We start from the raw sequence: 18,200 nt of genomic DNA, 5'->3' as shown, positions 1-18,200 counted from the left end.
TTACAGTCCAATACCAATCCGAACCCCAGGATACACCTTCTTGAAGAAACCCTGCATGTAAATCTCCGGCTGCACCTTGATGAAGCTTTTCTGGAATATGGTGCCACTGAACCGAAACGTACGCTTGTCGAAGTAGTCCCCCTGCCGATAGATGGGTATACCAACGTTAATACTCCCCAGCACCCGACTGAACGTTGACGTTCGGCGCAACCCATCGAATGCGTAAAAGGCTACTCCGATGTTCAGAAAGTCATTGCGTTGGACCCGAAAGCCGCCATCGGCACCTGGCTGAAAAAAGAAGTTGGATAAATAGCCAACGGAATAGCCGACGTTTTGGAAGCGATTCGGAATAAACTGAAGATCCAGCGACAGCGACGGTACCCACTGACTGCGAATCAAGCCCACGCCAACATTCGGCTGAATGCTCAGAAAAGGGCTTTTGGCCAGGCCCGGATGCATCACCTTCGGCTCCCCGTTTCGGTACAGCAAATCGTATGCGAATCCCGGATGGGTGAGCTTGTGCGCCGGATAAGTACGGATTGCCTCCAGTACCTTTTGTACCTGACTGTTGCCCCCACCCTCCCGCAGCAACTGTTCAATATCAGCCAGCCGGTTAACCAGCAAATAGACGTGAAACGGATACGCATTGGGATCTGGCGACACAATAGAACCGGTAGCGCTCCAGGCAATATCCAGCGTATCCTGCCGGGTTTTCAGCAGTACCGGTTCCGAATTGGTACTGAAGCGGAACGAGGTACTTACGGGTGAGTGATACCGCAAATCCAGCGTGTGGTCCGTTTTGGCTATTCGGAAAAAGGCGTGAACCGCCTGGGTAGGGTCCTGGCTGGCGTCTTGTACCCTGGCGTAGTCGGCCACAAACAAACGCAGCACGGAATCGACGTTTTGGTGGGCCAATAATTGAGAATAGGTATCAAACCCAATGATCATCGAATTCCGCTGCCCTAAGTCGATCTCTATGCGACTCCAGCCGTAGAACGCTCGGGAGGTTCGGCTCCGGTCGTGCTGCACGTGCGAATCTGTCGGTTGAGTCATGGCGGTGCCGGCCCAGCTCATCAGGAGCCAGGTAATCAGAACATGTCGGTTCATGGTTGTTGGTTATTTAATGCGTTGGGGAATTGTAATCTGTAGTTGTGGAGGTTCCGGCGTATCAAACGAATGGCTGCCGGTGCCTAAGCGAACCAGTCTTTCGCTCCGGTGCAGACTGGTTTTTACATCTTCTTCCGCCTGCCACTCATTAACATGGACGACAGGAAAACGAAGCTTCGACGCTGTTGGCTTTGTTTTTGCCAGGACTTTAGGCTCTGAAACTGATGCCGGCTCAGGTGGACTTACCTCGGTCGTAACTACCATTTCCTGGTCTGCCATCGCTGCGGGTATTTCGGTCACCGGCGGCTCCGGTATACGGATGTTCTCTTGTGCCGATTGGTTTCTGGTAACAACCGGCTGCCGGTTAGCCGTAGAAGCTTTTTTAAGCAGAGCAGTTTCCGGTGTAGCTGTATTACCCTCCCCTTCTTGTTCCTTTGCCTTCTTATTGCCTGACCTGGAAGTTGAGGTATTCAGTTGTTTTGGCGTTGCCCGCTCTACAAGGGCCACTGTCTCATGACCTGAAGGGGAGCCGGATGACACCGACCGAACGTACCAGCCCAAACCCGACAGCAGGAAGAGCATACCGGCCAGCCACCACCAGCCAGCCAGCCGGCGGGCAGGCTTTGCCGGATGCAGCTCCCGGTTTAGTTGCCCCCATACCCGCTGTGCATCGAAGGCCGATCCGGGCGGTGGCGTATCGGGCAGCGACTGGAACGCCTGCCGGACAACCTGATCAATGTCTTCTGAGCTTTGCTTCATGTTCCTGTTTCACCAAAAGTTCCTGTAAGAGTGCCCTGGCTTTACTAAGCTGGGACTTTGAGGTATTGTCACTAATGTTCAACTGTCCGGCAATTTCGCGGTGGCTGTAGCCTTCCAGCACGTATAGGTTGAAGACGGTCCGGTAGCCGGTCGGCAACTGCCGCACCAGTTCCATAATGGCTTCGGCATTCAACTGGCTGTCGGGCAGCGGGGCGGTATCCGGCTCCATGGCCATGGCCTCTTCCGGAAACATAGCCGGCAGGCCGCGGGTGGCCCGCAAATGCTGCAGCGCTTCGTTGACCATGATCCGCCGGAGCCAGGCTTCCAAACCGGCTTCGTCGCGGTACGCAAAATCGCTGATGGCCCGGAACGCTTTCAGGAAGCCATTCATCAGCACCTCCTCGGCCTCCTGTTCGTGCCGTACGTAGCGCAGACAAACGCGGTAGAACCGGTTCGCGTACTGATCGAACAATCGCTTCTGGGCAAATGCGTTGCCGCGCTGGCATTGTTCGATGAGTTGCTGATCCATGTACGCGGCTATAAGCTGTTCTACTGACAATAATGCGAAGAATACAGGAAGCGTTGCCTGAGTCAATAAAAAAAAGCCGGAGAAATTCTCCGGCTCTCTTCTGGCTACTGCAAACTGCTTACTGCCCACTTCCTACTCTACCGTTACCGATTTGGCCAGGTTACGCGGCTGATCCACGTTACGGCCGCGCATAACGGCCACGTAGTAGGCTAGCAACTGCAACGGAATCACGGAAATAAGCGGCATCAGAATATCGTGTACCTTCGGAATCTCGATTACGAAGTCGACCATACTCTGCAACTGCGTTTCGCCTTCGGTAGCAATAGCAATCACGCGGCCTTTGCGGGCTTTTACCTCCTGAATGTTGGATACCACTTTCTCGTACGAGCTGTCTTTCGTGGCAATAAAGACTACCGGCATATCTTCGTCGATGAGGGCAATGGGGCCGTGTTTCATCTCGGCAGCCGGGTACCCCTCAGCGTGGATGTAGGAGATTTCCTTGAGCTTTAAAGCTCCTTCTAGGGCTACCGGGAAGTTCAGGCCGCGGCCCAGGTAGATGAAGTTGCGGGCGTAGGTGAAGATATAGGCAATCTCCTTGATGCGCTCAGCCCCTTCCAGCACTTTTTCCACTTTGGCCGGTAGGGCTTCCAGTTCGGCCAGCAGTTGCCGGAACAGGGTGTCGGAGATGGTTCCTTTGCGCTTGGCCGCCGACAGCGCCATCAGGGTCAGCACCGTTACCTGGGCCGTAAAGGCCTTCGTACTGGCTACCCCGATCTCCGGACCAGCGTGGGTATACGCTCCCGCGTGGGTAGCCCGCGCAATGGATGAACCCACCACGTTACAGACGCCGAAAATAGTAGCGCCTTTTGATTTGGCCAGTTCAATAGCCGCCAGCGTATCGGCCGTTTCGCCGGATTGGGAAATGGCAATAACCACATCACGCTCGGCAATGATCGGGTTCCGGTAGCGAAACTCCGACGCGTATTCTACCTCTACCGGAATGCGGGCCAGTTCCTCAAAGATGTACTCTGCCACCAGACCGGCATGCCAGGACGTACCGCAACCGACAATCACAATCCGCTTGGACGAGGCCAGTTGGTCGAGGTAGTCGCGCAGACCACCCAGCACCAGGTGCCCTTCATCAGCTTTTACGCGACCACGCATACTGTCGGCAATGGAGCGGGGCTGCTCAAAGATCTCTTTGAGCATAAAGTGATCAAACCCGCCTTTTTCAATGGCTTCCAGTTCCAGTTCTACCTTCTGGATATACGGCGTTGTCTGCGTATTATCCAGCGTCATAACTTTCAGTTCACCGTCCTTGATAACGGCCACTTCGTAATCATTCAGGTAGACCACATCTTTGGTATATTCGATGATAGGCGTAGCATCTGAGGCCATAAAGAACTCGCCGTCGCCTACGCCGATCACCAGCGGACTGCCCTTGCGGGCGGCAATCAGCTGCGTCGGATCGTCTTCCGACATAACCACGATGGCGTACGCGCCGACTACCTCCTGCAACGCCTGCCGGACGGCTTCTTCCAGCGAGCAGCAGGTATGCTTCTGAATCTCCTCGATAAAGTGAATCAGCACCTCTGAATCCGTCTGGCTGCGAAACTCATGCCCTTTACGGATCAGGTTCTCTTTCAGCGTCGCGTAGTTCTCAATAATGCCATTGTGAATAATGGCTAATTTGCCGTTATCTGAGTAATGTGGATGTGCGTTAATGTCGTTGGGTTCGCCGTGGGTGGCCCAGCGGGTGTGACCCATACCGATGGTAGCCGTCAGTTCTTTACCAGCCAGCTCCTTTTCCAGATCCGCAACTTTACCTTTCTTTTTATAGACGTTAAGCCCTTCGCCGTTCAGCAGGGCGACACCGGCGCTATCGTAACCCCGGTATTCGAGTCGTTTCAAGCCTTTTAAAACCAGCGGGCAGGCCTCGCGATGCCCCACATATGCAACAATACCGCACATACCGAAAAATATTAAGTTTGATGAGCTGTGCCGGAAAGAACGCCCTGACAGCGATAGTCTTGTACTACAAGATTAACGATTTTCTGCACCGGTACCGGCGGTGAGGCAGCAAGAAACCGGAAAACTTATTTACGGTTCCGGGGCAGGTACCGGTAAAACACAAAAGCCCGCCGGTTGTTGTTCAACTCAGCGGGCTTTTTGTCAATTGGAGTACGTATAGAAGACAACGATTCGCACACTGGCCGATCCGTCGAGGACCATGCGCCAGGTTCGGTCATTCAGGTAATACTGCGTGAGGTTCACCAGGCCACTCGATGTGCTGAACAAGGCACTATTGCTCGGTGTCTGGATCACCAGGCCGCGATTGGGTGTCAGGCCCGACAGGATCGACTGCAGGTATCCCCCCAACAGAATAGACTGTGTTCGGTTACCGGCGTCGGTGGCCGTGTACACGCGGGTACGGGTATCGTAGGTAGCAATCTGCGGATTAACCCACCCCTGCTCGTTCCGGTCAAAAAGCGACGAAGCCGGCGTAACAAACTGCACAAAGCCGCTGGGTGATGAGCGCAGAATCTGATTCTGGTCATTTACTTCGGCCAGCGCCAGATAAGGTGGTATATACAGCGCACTGTTGTCGGGCTGCTTTGGCGTAATAATAAGGTCCGCGCGGTTGATGGCAATCCGGCCCTGTTGTCGCAGGTTCAGCAGCGTCGGAAAATCCAGTTTGGTGGTAACCCCCGTAGCCGGCTGCACAAAGGTCTGGCCCTGCGTAGCGCTGGCCGGCAGGCTCTGACCCGGCTGCAGCCCCGCCAGGGGTGTGCCGCTGCGGTCGGCCCGCACCTGATTGAAGCGGACACCGTTCGGATTAAAGGTAAAAAACTGCGCGGTGCTGGTTGTATCGCCCTCTTTGTGGTAGTACATGGCCACGTATGCCGAGGTACCCGTTACCGGAATGCCCAGCATCGAGCTGTTAGTCTGCCCCGGAACCAGCGCCAGGCCTTTAATCTGCTTCTTGAATACCGAATCGATCTTACCGGCGTCTTTATTGGCCAGGGCCAGAAGTTCGCGCCCGAAAGCCGCTGGCAGACTGATTCGCTGCGTAGCCTGGGCCGCCGGACGGGGCGTAAACTGCACTTTGGTCAGCGGCTCGGGATCATAGGCCACGCTGCTGCGAATGTCGTAGTTCCTATTCCGCACCAGATCATCCGTCAGCCGGTGTACGGCCAGTTCGTGCGTCTTCAGGGTATCGCCGTAGGCAAAGTTATACGCCAGTATCAGCCGGGTTGAATCGTGAACCAGCTGCGCATCGGGAATATTGTTTTTGCTGGCGTCCTGAACCACAAACTGGGTTTCGAGCGATAGCTGTGAGAAGGCAGTAGCCTGTACCTTTCCGAAGACAGGGTCGGTATAGCGCCCCATCAGCAGGGTACCTGTTCCATTGCTCCGGACCGAGTCGAGCAGCACCGTAGAGCGACTGATGGTCAGCGTGTCGGTATAATAAACGCCCACCGGCGTGGTGGGCGGTAAGCCAATTTCCTTAGGTTCTTCGCAGGCAGCAAGCAACGCCAGCGAACCAGCCAGAACGGCGGGTAATCCGAGTTTAGCCGGCCAGTTGCGTGTACAGGTTGTAATACTGCTCGGCAAACGCTTCATCTTCTTCGGTAATGTCAATTTTATGGTCGGGAATGTCATTCAAAATATCGTTCAGACTCTGGCTGGTTTCTTCTTCGGCTTTGACAACGGCATCGGCGTAAGCACCGCCAATCCGGATGAAGCCTTCGTAGTCGGCCGTCTTCAGATGAGCCAGCATCTCGTCATCAATATCCAGCATCTTGGCCTTCTCAATCAGATCGGTATCAAACCGGTGCGAAAAGGCATTGTTATGAATCGTGAATACCGATTTGGTATCCTTAAACATCGGATCGTTTTTGTAAGTCGTCTTCAGGTAGAGCGGAATCAGCGCCGTCATCCAATCGTTGCAATGCACGATGTCTGGCGACCAGCCAAGTTTTTTAACGGTCTCCAGCACACCCTTGCAGAAGAAAATTGCCCGCTCGTCGTTATCTGGGTAAAAACGATTCTCTTTGTCAAAGAAAACGTACTTCCGCTGGAAATAGTCTTCGTTGTCGATAAAATAAACCTGTAGCTTAGCGTTGGGGATAGACGCGACTTTGATCACCAGCGGCTTTTCCTCATCACCCACGGCAATGTTGATGCCCGACAACCGGACTACCTCGTGCAGGCGGTTTTTGCGCTCATTGATCAGGCCGAAACGGGGTACCAGGATGCGGATTTCCATCCCCCGCTCCTGCATGGCCTGCGGCAGCTTACGCACAAAATCGGCTACATCGGAGGTCTTGAGGAAGGGGTTGATTTCACTGGCTACGTACAGAATGCGAAGTTTGCTCATATACTTACGGAAGGCATAAGATTGGACGACTCTACCTTAAAAACTTGCAAAATTAACAAAATTTTTATGGCATTTCAATAGAAAATATCCAAAATATCGCGATTTAGGGCATAAATAGCCGATTCGGTGCGTTGCATACGCCATTATTGCCGTAGTATTGCAACCCGTTACCCGCCAACGCAGAATGAAACGTTTTGATACCATTTACGCCCTGCGCCACTACCTCCAGACAGTCCGCCACAGCGGCCGGCGCATTGGTTTTGTGCCAACCATGGGGGCGCTGCACGAAGGGCATCTGACGCTCATTGCAGCGGCCCGCCAGGGTGACCGGTTACCCCACCCCACATCAGGCCTTAGCCAGGTCGGGGGTGAACCGGTTGTACCCGACCTGGTCGTGTGCAGCATTTTTGTGAACCCTGCCCAGTTCAATAATCCGGACGACCTCGCCCGCTACCCCCGTACTGTGGACGAAGATTGTCGTATGCTCGAAGCTGCCGGTTGCGACGTGGTGTTTACCCCCTCCGTAGACGAAATTTACCCGGATCAGCCAACCCTGCGGTTACACTTTGGTGAACTCGAAACAACCATGGAAGGGGCTTTCCGGCCGGGGCATTTCAATGGCGTAGGCATTGTAGTAGCCAAACTGTTCAATATGGTTCAGCCTGATGTCGCATATTTTGGGCAGAAAGACCTCCAGCAGGTGGCCGTTGTCCGCCGGCTTATCCGCGATCTCAGCTTCCCGATCGAATTGATCCGCTGCGATACCATCCGCGAAGCCGACGGACTAGCCATGTCGTCGCGCAACCGCCTGCTCTCGCCCGAAGAGCGTCAACAGGCCACCACGCTGTACCAGGCGCTGTCGCTGGCCCGTGATCTGATGCACGAAGACCGCAGTCCTGCCCAGGCCAAAGCCGCTGTTATCGATCTGTTTGCGCACCGTCCCGCGTTCCGGCTGGAATACGTAGAGGTAGTTAATGCGGACAGCCTCCATCCTGTAATCGAGCAGCAGGCACCCGGTCAGACCGCCATCTGTCTGGCCGCTCAGTTGGGCAAGGTAAGACTTATTGACAATATCGTTTTCTGACGGGCCCGGCCGGACATTACTTCACCTGTTCATCGGCAAATTTCAGGTACTGCTCCCAGTCGTAGTTGGTGACGTCATGGACGCCCGTGCGCATGTGGTACCGTATGGTCTTACCAACAGGCTGGTTAGCGGCCGGATGGTCGGAGACCTCCAGGCCAGGTCTGCCGTAAAGCTGATACACCGGTTCGGTCGCTTTGGCGCCCAGAAACTGACCAATGGGGTCGGCCCACTGGTCCTCTACGGCACTGGCTACATACAGCGGTCTGGGGGCAATCAGGGCCAGCAACTGGTGCTGATCTACGGGCAGGGCATTCGGATTGTTGTCGTAGGTCCTATACTGCGGACAGAACCAGTGGGGGAACTGGGCGTTCAGATGCTCTATCGTTTCGCCATACCACCGGCGGGCTACTGCCGCTCCGCCTTCCCCCGATTCATTAGCAATCACTGCCGCAAACCGAAGGTCCAGCGCCCCGGCCCACAATGCCGCCTTACCGATGCGGGAATGGCCCAGCAGCACGGTTTTTTTAGCGTTTACTGACGGATCAGTCTCCAGGTAATCGAGCATCCGGCTCATGCCCCAGGCCCAGGCACCGATGGCACCCCAGGAATCCGGGCCCGCCGGCGAACTGAGTACCGACCGGATACCGGTTTTCCAGCCTTCCGGATGGTCGGGCTCCACATCGCCGTAGTAGACAGTAGCCAGAGCATAGCCCCGCGCCAGGATCATGGGAACCGGCCAGCGCCGGTCCTGCATACCACGGGCTGCTTCGGTAGCCTGGTGGTTTACTACTTTACCCTCGCCCAGGTTAGGCAGCCAGCGGGTAGCGAGTGCAATGCCAGGGTCGGTACTGACAGAGTGGTTGCCCTGAAAGTTCATGCTGACAAACACCGGTGCGCGCTGCGTAGTGCCTTTCGGAACGTACAGCAGGATGTTCATCGGTGGTAGCTGCGGGTACTCGGTAAAGAAGACGGAGATCTGCTTCCGGATCGCTTTACCTCCGAGGGCATTTTCGTCTACCGATGTGGTTTGGTACCGAACCTTCACCGGCTGTGTGGGCATTTTGCCGTAGACATGCTCCGAAAACAGTCGGATCAGTTCTGGTCGGTGACTTTCCCATTGCTTGCGGTTGGTAATCCGCTGACCGCTTTTGGTCGTTAAGACATCCGGCAGGGTGTACGGTGGTACTTTTGATTCGTCGTAGTTAACCGGAATTTTCTGAGCTACGGCGTTATTCGTCGCAGGTAAAGCCAGCGCCAGGAGTAGAGCGGCAAGGGATAGCGTGTTTTTCATGAGTTGCAGGAATAGCTATTGGATAAAAGGCCAGGAAGGTCGTATTTTACCTTTAACGCCGTTTTGCTCTCTGTTCGTCCGCGATTGTATCGCGAGACGGGGGAGATTCGCGTCTGTGACGCGCTTTATACCGGCCTCTATTTACTTAGATGTGGTCATCTGAATTATGGAGAAAAAAGTGAAAATCAGCTAAAGGTTATGTAATTCGATATCGCGTCACAGACGCGTACCTCGCCCACCACGCGACACAGTCGCGGGCGAACAGCCTAGCAGTCAGACATACCCATGAAAACAGCGACTCCCAGCAAACCAATAAACCAGGTAACCAGGAACCAAACACCCTTGCCCGTTATCGTTTTTGCCCAGTTTGCCTGCACCTCGCTGTGGTTTGCCGGCAATGCGGTTATCGGCGACATTCAGCGGGAGCTCCAATTACCAGATACGGTACTGGGACCGGTTACGTCGGCGGTGCAGTTCGGATTTATCGTTGGTACAATGACGTTTGCGCTGCTCACCATTGCCGACCGGTTCTCACCGTCGCGGGTCTTCTTTGGGTGTGCCATAGCCGGGGCTGTTTCCAACCTGGGCATCTACCTGATTGCCAATAGTTTTTCTTCCCTGCTTCTGCTGCGTTTCCTGACGGGCTTTTTCCTGGCGGGCATCTATCCGGTCGGTATGAAGATAGCCGCCGACTACCACGAAAAAGGGCTGGGTCTGGCGCTGGGATATCTGGTGGGCGCCCTGGTGCTGGGTACGGCGTTTCCGCACCTGCTCCGGAGCCTGACTGCGTCGCTGGCCTGGGAATCGGCCATTATCGTTATATCCGGTCTGGCCGTATTGGGCGGTTTGCTGATTCTGCTGCTGGTGCCGGATGGTCCTTTCCGCCGGAAAAGCAGCCGCCTGGATGTACGGGCTGCGTTTGCCGTTTTTCGTGACCGAACCTTCCGGTCGGCCGCGTTTGGCTATTTCGGGCATATGTGGGAGTTGTACGCATTCTGGGCGTTTGTTCCCCTGCTCCTGAACACCTACGCCACCCATCACCCGGAGGTGTCACTGAATGTGCCGCTGCTTTCTTTTGGGGTTATCGGCATGGGTGGCCCGGCCTGCGTGCTGGGCGGGTATCTGTCCTCCCGCATCGGCAGTGTCCGCACGGCCTCGGTTGCGCTGTTTATTTCAGGCCTGTGCTGTCTGCTCTCCCTCTTTATGTTTGCCCTGCCGCTATGGCTTTTTCTCCCGCTGGTACTCATTTGGGGAATGGCGGTGGTTGCCGACTCCCCGCAATTTTCGGCGCTGGTGGCCCAGTCTGCCCCCAAAGAGTCGGTGGGTACCGCGCTGACGATCGTCACCTGCGTCGGTTTCTCCATCACCATCGTCAGTATCCAGCTGCTGAATGCGCTGGTCCCCATCACACAACCGTCCATGCTCTTTTTGGTGCTGGCGGGTGGGCCAATGGCCGGCCTATTGGCTATGCGCCGTCGATAGATTTACGAACATTTCTCACTTTTTCATATTATCTGCCTTGCCTGTATCGTTTTAGAGAGGATTTTTGTGCCGTCGAATTTTACGCAAACCGAATGAGAATCCTTAGTTCAACCGCTCTCCTGCTCTTTGTCTTTCTGTTGCTGAGTTCCTGTGCCCGTGATTATGCGCGTTTTCAACGAACTCCTCCCGTCTCCTACCGCCAGCCAACTCCTCCCAAAGCAGTCTCTGATCCAAAAGAAGAAGAACCGGCTCCGTCTCTCCCCGACGATCTTCCGGCGGTAGACCTCATCAATATAGAAATCACAGAAGCCAGCACGAGTGGCCGGGTTCCGGTCTCCTCACCCAGTCAGCGCACCCGTCAGCCTATTGAGCGCATTACTCGTATGGCATCCTCGGAGACCGAAACGACTACCAACCTACCGCAACCTCGCCCCCGCCCCAAAGCCCAGCAGGACAAGAAAACATTACGTGAGATTCTGGGCTTAAAACCCCGTCCGAAGCTGAACTGGTGGCAGCGCATTCCCTGGCAGCTTAAAGCCTCCATCATTGTGATTGCCGTAGCCCTGCTCTTTGCCTTTCTTAAGATTACACTGATGGCCGTCATCTTTGGCCTGATTGGTGCCTACCTCCTGGTACAGGGACTTAAAAAGAGCTTTAAAGTCCGCCGGCCCTGGTTTTAGGTTGGTTCATTAGTTGATTGGTTGAGTAGTTAATTGGTTCATTAGTTGACTGCCAAACAAATCAACTAATGAACCAATTAACTACTCAACCAAATCCTGCACACTCTGCCCTAAATTCTGTAACACCCCCCTCCCGAACCGGTCTTACCTTTGCAATGTTCTGGTAATACTATTGTAAAGTGTATGGAAACAACGTCTATGGCGAAAAGCCGACCGGTGTCGGCCAAAGCCGATCAACATACAAAAAAGACGCTGCCGGTGCTGGGCATGAGCTGTGCCGCCTGTGCCGCCAGCGTGGAGTCGATGCTGAAATCGACTGAGGGTGTTTATGATGCCGCCGTTAACTACGCCGACCAAACCGTACTCGTCGATTATAACCCAACGGTAACCAATCCGCCGGCCATGCAGCAGGTGGTGCAGCAGATCGGCTATGATCTGGTGGTAGCCGACGACGAGGCCGAAAGCCGCCGGCAGGCCGAAGCAGCGCAACAGGCACACGTTCAGGACCTGAAACGCCGGACCATCTGGGCGGCTATGTTATCGGTGCCGGTGGTGGTGCTGGGTATGGTATTTATGCACCTGCCCTATGCCAATTACCTGATGCTGGTGCTGACGGCCCCGGTGCTGTTTGTATTCGGCCGGTCGTTCTTTGTAAATGCCTGGAAGCAGGCGAAACACGGCAAGGCCAATATGGATACGCTGGTGGCCCTATCGACGGGTATTGCCTTTTTGTTCAGCACGTTCAACACCGTTTATCCGGAGTTCTGGCTGAGCCGGGGCCTGGAGCCGCACGTTTACTTTGAAGCGGCCGCCGTGGTGATTGCGTTTATTCTGCTGGGTAAATACCTGGAAGAACAGGCCAAGTCCAATACCTCCACAGCGCTGAAAAAACTGATGGGCCTTCAACCCAAGACTGTTCGGGTCATTGCCGACGGTCGGGAGCAGGAATTACCAATTGCGCAGGTAACACCCGGTATGGCCATACTGGTGCGGCCGGGCGAGCAGATTGCGGTAGACGGTAAGGTGCTGGATGGCCAATCGTACGTTGACGAAAGCCTAATCAGCGGAGAGCCGGTACCCGTCGAGAAAAAGTCCGGCGACCGCGTATTTGCCGGAACCATCAACCAAAAAGGCAGCTTCCGGTTTACTGCCGAACAGGTGGGCAGCCAAACCGTGCTGGCGCAGATTATCCGCCGGGTGCAGGAAGCCCAGGGAAGCAAAGCTCCGGTGCAGAAACTGGTCGATAAAATTGCCGGTATTTTTGTGCCGGTGGTCGTGGGCATTGCTTTGTTGAGTATGGCAGCTTGGTTAGTGTTCGGACGGTCCGCCGATGCGGGAGAGAATGCTTTTACGCATGGATTACTCGCCCTGGTGACAGTTTTAGTTATCGCCTGCCCCTGTGCGCTTGGCCTGGCTACGCCTACGGCAATCATGGTCGGTATTGGTAAAGGTGCCGAACAAAATATCCTGATCAAAGACGCCGAAAGCCTGGAATTAGGGCACAAGGTAGATACCGTTATTCTGGACAAAACCGGCACCATCACGGAAGGCAAGCCGACGCTGACAGACCAAATCTGGCTGAATGAGCAGACCAATACGGCAGAGAACCGGCAAATTCTGCGGGCGCTGGAATCACAATCGGAACACCCGCTGGCAGACGCTGTAGTGAAAGGGTTGAGCGAATTACCCTCTAGTCCGCTGAAGGGGGAGCTGATCCGGCCCGACAATGCAGCAAAGAGTATCCAAAACTTTACCAGTCTGACGGGTCGTGGGGTAAACGGTACGGTTGGCGATACGGCATACTTCGTTGGGAACGAATCACTGATCCGGGAGCAGCAGATTACCTTGCCGGCTCCTCTGGCAGAAGCCGCTGCCCGGTTGCGGGATGAAGCCAAAACGGTGGTCTTCTTTGCCAACGCACAAACAGTGCTGGCGGTACTGGCCATCGCCGACCGCATCAAAGAAACGTCACGTGCGGCCATTGCCTCCCTGCAGCGGCAGGGTATTGAGGTCTGGATGCTGACCGGCGACAACCAGCAAACGGCAGCCGCCGTTGCGCATCAGGTTGGTATCAGGCACGTAAAGGCAGAGGTTATGCCGGACGACAAAGCGCAACTGGTGAAGCAGCTGCAGGCCGCCGGAAACGTTGTGGCGATGGTTGGCGACGGTATTAACGATTCGCAGGCGCTGGCCGAGGCCGACGTGAGTATAGCGATGGGTAAAGGATCAGATATAGCCATTGATGTGGCTCACATGACCCTCATTACCTCCGACCTGAACGGGGTACCGAAGGCGCTGGCGCTTTCGCGCAAGACGGTACGCACCATCCGACAGAACCTCTTCTGGGCCTTTATTTACAACCTGATCGGCATACCTATTGCCGCCGGGGTGTTGTATCCGGCCTTCGGGTTCCTGCTCAACCCAATGCTTGCCGGAGCCGCTATGGCGCTCAGTTCGGTATCGGTTGTTACCAACAGCCTCCGGCTCAAAGCGGCAAAAATTTAAATAAACAATTAACCAAAAACGTCAAACGCAGAAATGGAAACGTTAAAATTCAAAACGAACATCAAATGCGGAGCCTGTGTAGCCACGGTGACCCCGCACCTGAATAAACTGGAAGGCGTAGAGCGCTGGGATGTAGACCTGCAGAATCCGAACCGCATTCTGACTGTCGAAGCAGATAGTGCCTCGGAGCAGGAGGTAGTAAAAGCGATAACCGAAGCGGGCTATAAAGCGGAAGCCGTATAAGTACAGCGGAATTGTATTCCGCTGTACACGCTGTACAATTAGTTCACAAACCGGAAGGTAAACGGGTACCGGTAGTATTCGCCATTGTTTGCCTTGAGGGCCGCAATAACAAACAACACTACACTCACAACGCCTAGTATCATCAGTAGGGCTATTCCTACCAGTAATACGATCAGAATCAAAGAAACCACGTAAGCAATCGACATCGTAATCTGAAAATTCAGCGACTCTTTGCTGTGGAAGGTTACGTATTCCGATTTGTCTTTGTAGATCTGCCAAATCACGAGCGGCCCGATAATATTGCCAAAGGGAATAATAAAGCCGGCTAATGCACTTAGGTGGGCCAGCATACCCCAGGTTCGTTCGTCCGCCTGGCTCATCGCGGTATAGGGTGGCCGATTAGGTGTAGGGTTAGGGTTGTAAGGCTGATTTTCCATAAAGAAGGGGCTATATGCCCCTTCAAGTTCGGTTATTTCAACGACTTATCCAATAGCTCCTAAGCCTGAACCGGCACCAGCCGGAATTCCTCAACATCGTGACTGGCCTAACAAAATTACCCGAGTTCTACAACCCAGTCGTCCTGCTCTACGACCGTTCCTTCTTTCAGCACGATTTGTTTTACAGCTCCCTCTTTGGGCGCAGCCACGATACTCTCCATCTTCATGGCCTCAATGACAAACAATGGTTGATTTTTCTTCACCATATCGCCGGCATTGACCAGGATTCGGGTCAGGCGTCCCTGCAGCGGAGCCCCTACATCGCCGTCTTTACCTATTTTCTGATGCTGCGGCCGCTCTACCTTCTGTGATTTGTCACGCACCCGAACCTGGCGGCTCTGGCCGTTTAGTTCAAACGTAATGGTGCGCATGCCCTGATCGTCGGCCTCGGACATAAACAGCAGGCGTACCAGGATGTTCTTCCCCTCGTCGATGCCAATCAGAATCTCTTCGTTCTCTTTCAAACCGTAGAAAAACGCCGGTGTAGGGATAATGCTCACGTCGCCGTACTGCTCCACGGCCTTGTAATATTCCTCGTACACCTTCGGGTACATCTGATATGACAGGTAATCGAGGAAGCCGTCATTATGCGGGAATTTCTCCTGGAACGTCTTGAAGTCTTCGTCAAAATCAATGGGCTTCAGGTGCTCGTTCGGGCGGCCGGCAATCGGCTTTTCGCCTTTCAGGACGACCTCCTGCAGGCGCTCCGGGAAACCACCGTAGGGTTGCCCCAGTTCACCCTTGAAAAAGCCCTTCACCGACTCAGGGAACGACAGCGACTCACCCTTTGTCAGCACATCATCAGCCGTCAGGTTGTTGGAGGTCATGAACAACGCCATGTCGCCGACCACCTTGGATGAAGGCGTTACTTTGATGATGTCACCGAACATCTGGTTAACCACCACGTAATTCTTTTTCAGCGTCTCAAACTTATCGCCCAATCCCAGCGCAATGGCCTGCGGGCGCAGGTTTGAGTATTGACCGCCCGGAATTTCATTTTCGTACACCTCGGCACTACCGGCTTTCATACCTGACTCAAACGGGTAGTACCACTCGCGAACGTCTTCCCAGTAGTTGGAGTAGGCGTTCAGCGATGTCAGGTTCATGGGGCATTCACGCTCATGGCCCTGCATCATGGCCACCACCGAGTTAAAGTTCGGCTGCGACGTAAGGCCCGACATGGCTCCCAGGGCGCAGTCGACGATATCGACTCCGGCGTCAATGGCTTTCATGTACGACGATGCCTGAATACCCGGCGTGTCGTGTGTATGCAGGTGTACCGGAATATTGACGGCTTTCTTTAACTCCCGCACCAGTACCTCGGCCGCTGGTGGCTTCAGCAGGCCGGCCATGTCTTTAATGGCGAGCAGGTGAGCACCCTCGTCTTCCAGTTGCCGGGCCAGGTCGAGGTAGTATTGCAGGGTATATTTGTGCTGATGCGGGCTGAGCATATCACCAGTATAGCATATGGCGGCTTCAGCTAAGGCGTTGGTCCGCTCCCGCACCGCCCGGATGCTTACCTTCATGGCCTCAATCCAGTTCAGCGAATCGAATATGCGGAAAACATCGATACCCGTCTCCCACGATTTCTCCACAAACTTTTCGATCAGGTTATCGGGGTACGCGGAGTAACCGACGGCATTGGAACCCCGGAAAAGCATTTGCAGCAGCATGTTCGGCATGGCTTCGCGCAGGGCCTGCAACCGCGCCCACGGGCTTTCGTACAGGAAGCGCATAGCGACATCGAAGGTAGCGCCCCCCCAGACTTCCATGGAGAACAGCTCCGGATGGTTTTTGGCAAAACCCTCGGCTACCTTCATCATGTCCTGCGTCCGGACCCGCGTTGCCAGCAGCGACTGGTGACCATCGCGGAAGGTGGTATCGGTGTACAAAACGCATTGCTGGTTCTTCACCCACTCCACAAATTTCTCGCGGCCCATTTCAGTAAGCCGGTCGCGGTTACCAGTTGGGTGGGGGCCGTAAATATCATAAATAGGAACCACTGGCGTACGGAACACCCGGGCGTCTTTCTTCTTGACTTCCGGATTGCCGTTGACGATTACCTCAGCCAGGTAGTTCAAGGCACGCGTCGAGCGGTCTTTCGGCTTGCGGAGGTTGAAGAGTTCGGGATGACTTTCAATGAATGATACCCGCGCTTCGCCCCGCTGGAAGATCGGATGGCTGATGACGTTGATCAGGAACGGAATATTCGTTTTTACCCCCCGGATCCGGAACTCCACCAGCGCCCGCAGCAGTCGCTGGGTAGCGCCTTTCAGCGTCCGGCCCCGCGCGGAAACTTTTACGATCATGGAGTCGAAGTAAGGCGAAATCTTTACCCCTGGATATGAACTCCCTTCGTCCAGACGAATACCAAAACCGGCCGCATTGCGGTAAGCGATGATGGTGCCGAAGTCCGGTTTAAAGCCGTTGGACGGGTCTTCGGTGGTAATCCGGCACTGAATGGCATACCCATTCAGGGGTACATCGCTCTGGCTGTGAATATAAATACCGTTGTCAGACAGTTTGTACCCCATTGCGATCAGCAACTGCGACCGGACAATATCGATCCCCGTTACCTCTTCGGTGATGGTATGCTCCACCTGAATCCGGGGATTTACCTCAATAAAGTAGATATTTTCCTGCTTATCGACCAGGAATTCGACCGTACCCGCGTTGGAGTAACGAACGGTCGTCCCGATCTTCAGCGCGTATTCGTATAGTTTTTCTTTGGTTTCCTGCTTTAAACCAAACGACGGGGCTACCTCGACTACCTTCTGAAACCGGCGCTGCACGGAGCAGTCACGCTCGTAGAGGTGAATCAGGTTACCGTGGGTATCGCCCAGCAACTGAATTTCGATGTGCTTGGGTTCTTCAATGAATTTCTCCAGGAAAATAGTATCGTCGCCAAAGGCATTTTTGGCTTCGTTGCGGGCTTCGTTGAAGGCCTTTTCAAAGTCCTCCGGTTTGCGCACCACCCGCATCCCGCGTCCGCCCCCGCCGGCAGCCGCTTTCACCATAATCGGGAAACCAATCCGCTCGGCTTCGGTCTGGGCAAAACTAAAGTCGGTCAGATCGGCGCGGCTGTCCGGAATCATGGGCACCTCCGCTTTGGTTGCCAGGTTTTTGGCCCGGACCTTATCGCCGAGGGCTTCCATCGCTTCCGGCGACGGCCCCACAAAAATGATCCCTTCCTCCCGACACCGCCGGGCGAGAACCACATTCTCCGACATGAACCCATACCCAGGGTGAATTGCATCAACTTTCTTGTGCTTGGCCAGCGAAATAATACCTTCTACATCGAGGTACGGTTTTAGCGGCTCATCGTCACGACCGATCTGATAAGCCTCATCGGCTTTGTAGCGGTGCAGCGAGTAGCGGTCTTCGTAGGTGTAGACGGAGACGGTGGTAATGCCCAGTTCGGTGGCAGCCCGCATGATGCGGATGGCAATTTCACCCCGGTTGGCAACCAGCAGGCGGTTAATCGGATGGATGTATTCTTTCATGATTTACAATAATCGCTGCTATGATTTGCGCAGGTAGCAAATCGAGGTGCAATTTTATCGAAAGTTTCTAAAAAACCTTCCTGTAGTCTCCCAGTATTGCGTAAAAGCAGGAAACCTCCAAATCTTCTTTGGAAAATAT

The 18,200-nt window shown here is 54.5% G+C and carries 14 protein-coding genes; 5 read left to right on the top strand and 9 right to left on the bottom strand.

Annotated elements, in window-relative coordinates:
* The 6 genes from ABD949_RS08640 to ABD949_RS08615 form a co-directional block, all read right to left on the bottom strand.
* Nucleotides 1-1,107, bottom strand: coding sequence for a hypothetical protein (locus ABD949_RS08640; RefSeq protein WP_345242562.1), 1,107 nt, complete (start codon nucleotides 1,105-1,107; stop codon nucleotides 1-3).
* Between the two features lie 9 nt (nucleotides 1,108-1,116).
* Nucleotides 1,117-1,866: a hypothetical protein gene (locus tag ABD949_RS08635; protein WP_345242560.1), complete on the bottom strand. Its 750-nt coding sequence runs from the start codon at nucleotides 1,864-1,866 to the stop codon at nucleotides 1,117-1,119.
* A complete protein-coding gene (locus ABD949_RS08630) occupies nucleotides 1,841-2,395 on the bottom strand; it encodes an RNA polymerase sigma factor (protein WP_345242558.1) in 555 nt (184 codons plus the stop codon). Before ABD949_RS08630 ends, ABD949_RS08635 begins: the two co-directional genes overlap by 26 nt.
* A 132-nt stretch (nucleotides 2,396-2,527) precedes the next feature.
* On the bottom strand, nucleotides 2,528-4,366 hold the full coding sequence (gene glmS, locus ABD949_RS08625) for a glutamine--fructose-6-phosphate transaminase (isomerizing) (protein WP_345242557.1): 1,839 nt from the start codon (nucleotides 4,364-4,366) through the stop codon (nucleotides 2,528-2,530).
* A gap of 201 nt (nucleotides 4,367-4,567) precedes the next feature.
* Nucleotides 4,568-6,019 (bottom strand): DUF4270 family protein, encoded by a 1,452-nt coding sequence (locus tag ABD949_RS08620; protein WP_345242555.1) that lies wholly within the window; start codon nucleotides 6,017-6,019, stop codon nucleotides 4,568-4,570.
* Entirely contained in the window at nucleotides 5,967-6,776 is an 810-nt protein-coding gene (locus tag ABD949_RS08615) for a glycogen/starch synthase (RefSeq protein ID WP_345242553.1), read from the bottom strand. The genes ABD949_RS08620 and ABD949_RS08615 overlap by 53 nt, the downstream gene beginning before the upstream one ends.
* A 184-nt stretch (nucleotides 6,777-6,960) precedes the next feature.
* Between ABD949_RS08615 and panC the strand changes: the two genes are divergently transcribed.
* Nucleotides 6,961-7,860: a pantoate--beta-alanine ligase gene (gene panC / locus ABD949_RS08610; RefSeq protein WP_345242551.1), complete on the top strand. Its 900-nt coding sequence runs from the start codon at nucleotides 6,961-6,963 to the stop codon at nucleotides 7,858-7,860.
* A gap of 16 nt (nucleotides 7,861-7,876) precedes the next feature.
* On the opposite strand, the gene ABD949_RS08605 is transcribed toward panC, so the two are convergent.
* Nucleotides 7,877-9,151, bottom strand: a complete 1,275-nt coding sequence (locus tag ABD949_RS08605) for a glucuronyl esterase domain-containing protein (protein ID WP_345242549.1) — start codon at nucleotides 9,149-9,151, stop codon at nucleotides 7,877-7,879.
* A gap of 285 nt (nucleotides 9,152-9,436) precedes the next feature.
* Between ABD949_RS08605 and ABD949_RS08600 the strand changes: the two genes are divergently transcribed.
* From ABD949_RS08600 to ABD949_RS08585, 4 genes are all read left to right on the top strand, one after another.
* Nucleotides 9,437-10,633 (top strand): MFS transporter, encoded by a 1,197-nt coding sequence (locus ABD949_RS08600; protein ID WP_345242547.1) that lies wholly within the window; start codon nucleotides 9,437-9,439, stop codon nucleotides 10,631-10,633.
* Nucleotides 10,634-10,725: 92 nt separating this feature from the next.
* A complete protein-coding gene (locus tag ABD949_RS08595; protein WP_345242545.1) occupies nucleotides 10,726-11,313 on the top strand; it encodes a hypothetical protein in 588 nt (195 codons plus the stop codon).
* A gap of 183 nt (nucleotides 11,314-11,496) precedes the next feature.
* Nucleotides 11,497-13,818: a heavy metal translocating P-type ATPase gene (locus tag ABD949_RS08590; protein WP_345242543.1), complete on the top strand. Its 2,322-nt coding sequence runs from the start codon at nucleotides 11,497-11,499 to the stop codon at nucleotides 13,816-13,818.
* A 33-nt stretch (nucleotides 13,819-13,851) separates the two neighbouring features.
* On the top strand, nucleotides 13,852-14,061 hold the full coding sequence (locus ABD949_RS08585) for a heavy-metal-associated domain-containing protein (protein ID WP_345242541.1): 210 nt from the start codon (nucleotides 13,852-13,854) through the stop codon (nucleotides 14,059-14,061).
* 38 nt (nucleotides 14,062-14,099) lie between these two features.
* Here the strand turns inward: ABD949_RS08585 and ABD949_RS08580 are convergent, their stop codons facing one another.
* Together ABD949_RS08580 and ABD949_RS08575 are read right to left on the bottom strand one after the other, a co-directional pair.
* Nucleotides 14,100-14,498 carry a DUF4870 domain-containing protein gene (locus ABD949_RS08580; protein ID WP_345242539.1) on the bottom strand — a complete coding sequence of 133 codons (399 nt, stop codon included), beginning with the start codon at nucleotides 14,496-14,498 and terminating at the stop codon, nucleotides 14,100-14,102.
* Between the two features lie 116 nt (nucleotides 14,499-14,614).
* Nucleotides 14,615-18,061: a pyruvate carboxylase gene (locus ABD949_RS08575; RefSeq protein ID WP_345242537.1), complete on the bottom strand. Its 3,447-nt coding sequence runs from the start codon at nucleotides 18,059-18,061 to the stop codon at nucleotides 14,615-14,617.
* Nucleotides 18,062-18,200 lie beyond the last annotated feature (139 nt).

The organism is Nibrella saemangeumensis, assembly GCF_039541915.1.
GTDB lineage: Bacteria > Bacteroidota > Bacteroidia > Cytophagales > Spirosomataceae > Nibrella > Nibrella saemangeumensis.
This window is presented reverse-complemented; position numbering and strand designations above follow the sequence as displayed.

What these genes read in the sequence shown, in the direction of transcription:
- ABD949_RS08640 (WP_345242562.1), bottom strand. Translation starts at nt 1,107, where the DNA reads ATGAACCGACATGTTCTGATTACCTGGCTCCTGATGAGCTGGGCCGGC.
- ABD949_RS08635 (WP_345242560.1), bottom strand. Translation starts at nt 1,866, where the DNA reads ATGAAGCAAAGCTCAGAAGACATTGATCAGGTTGTCCGGCAGGCGTTC.
- ABD949_RS08630 (WP_345242558.1), bottom strand. Translation starts at nt 2,395, where the DNA reads ATGGATCAGCAACTCATCGAACAATGCCAGCGCGGCAACGCATTTGCC.
- glmS (WP_345242557.1), bottom strand. Translation starts at nt 4,366, where the DNA reads ATGTGCGGTATTGTTGCATATGTGGGGCATCGCGAGGCCTGCCCGCTG.
- ABD949_RS08620 (WP_345242555.1), bottom strand. Translation starts at nt 6,019, where the DNA reads ATGAAGCGTTTGCCGAGCAGTATTACAACCTGTACACGCAACTGGCCG.
- ABD949_RS08615 (WP_345242553.1), bottom strand. Translation starts at nt 6,776, where the DNA reads ATGAGCAAACTTCGCATTCTGTACGTAGCCAGTGAAATCAACCCCTTC.
- panC (WP_345242551.1), top strand. Translation starts at nt 6,961, where the DNA reads ATGAAACGTTTTGATACCATTTACGCCCTGCGCCACTACCTCCAGACA.
- ABD949_RS08605 (WP_345242549.1), bottom strand. Translation starts at nt 9,151, where the DNA reads ATGAAAAACACGCTATCCCTTGCCGCTCTACTCCTGGCGCTGGCTTTA.
- ABD949_RS08600 (WP_345242547.1), top strand. Translation starts at nt 9,437, where the DNA reads ATGAAAACAGCGACTCCCAGCAAACCAATAAACCAGGTAACCAGGAAC.
- ABD949_RS08595 (WP_345242545.1), top strand. Translation starts at nt 10,726, where the DNA reads ATGAGAATCCTTAGTTCAACCGCTCTCCTGCTCTTTGTCTTTCTGTTG.
- ABD949_RS08590 (WP_345242543.1), top strand. Translation starts at nt 11,497, where the DNA reads ATGGAAACAACGTCTATGGCGAAAAGCCGACCGGTGTCGGCCAAAGCC.
- ABD949_RS08585 (WP_345242541.1), top strand. Translation starts at nt 13,852, where the DNA reads ATGGAAACGTTAAAATTCAAAACGAACATCAAATGCGGAGCCTGTGTA.
- ABD949_RS08580 (WP_345242539.1), bottom strand. Translation starts at nt 14,498, where the DNA reads ATGGAAAATCAGCCTTACAACCCTAACCCTACACCTAATCGGCCACCC.
- ABD949_RS08575 (WP_345242537.1), bottom strand. Translation starts at nt 18,061, where the DNA reads ATGAAAGAATACATCCATCCGATTAACCGCCTGCTGGTTGCCAACCGG.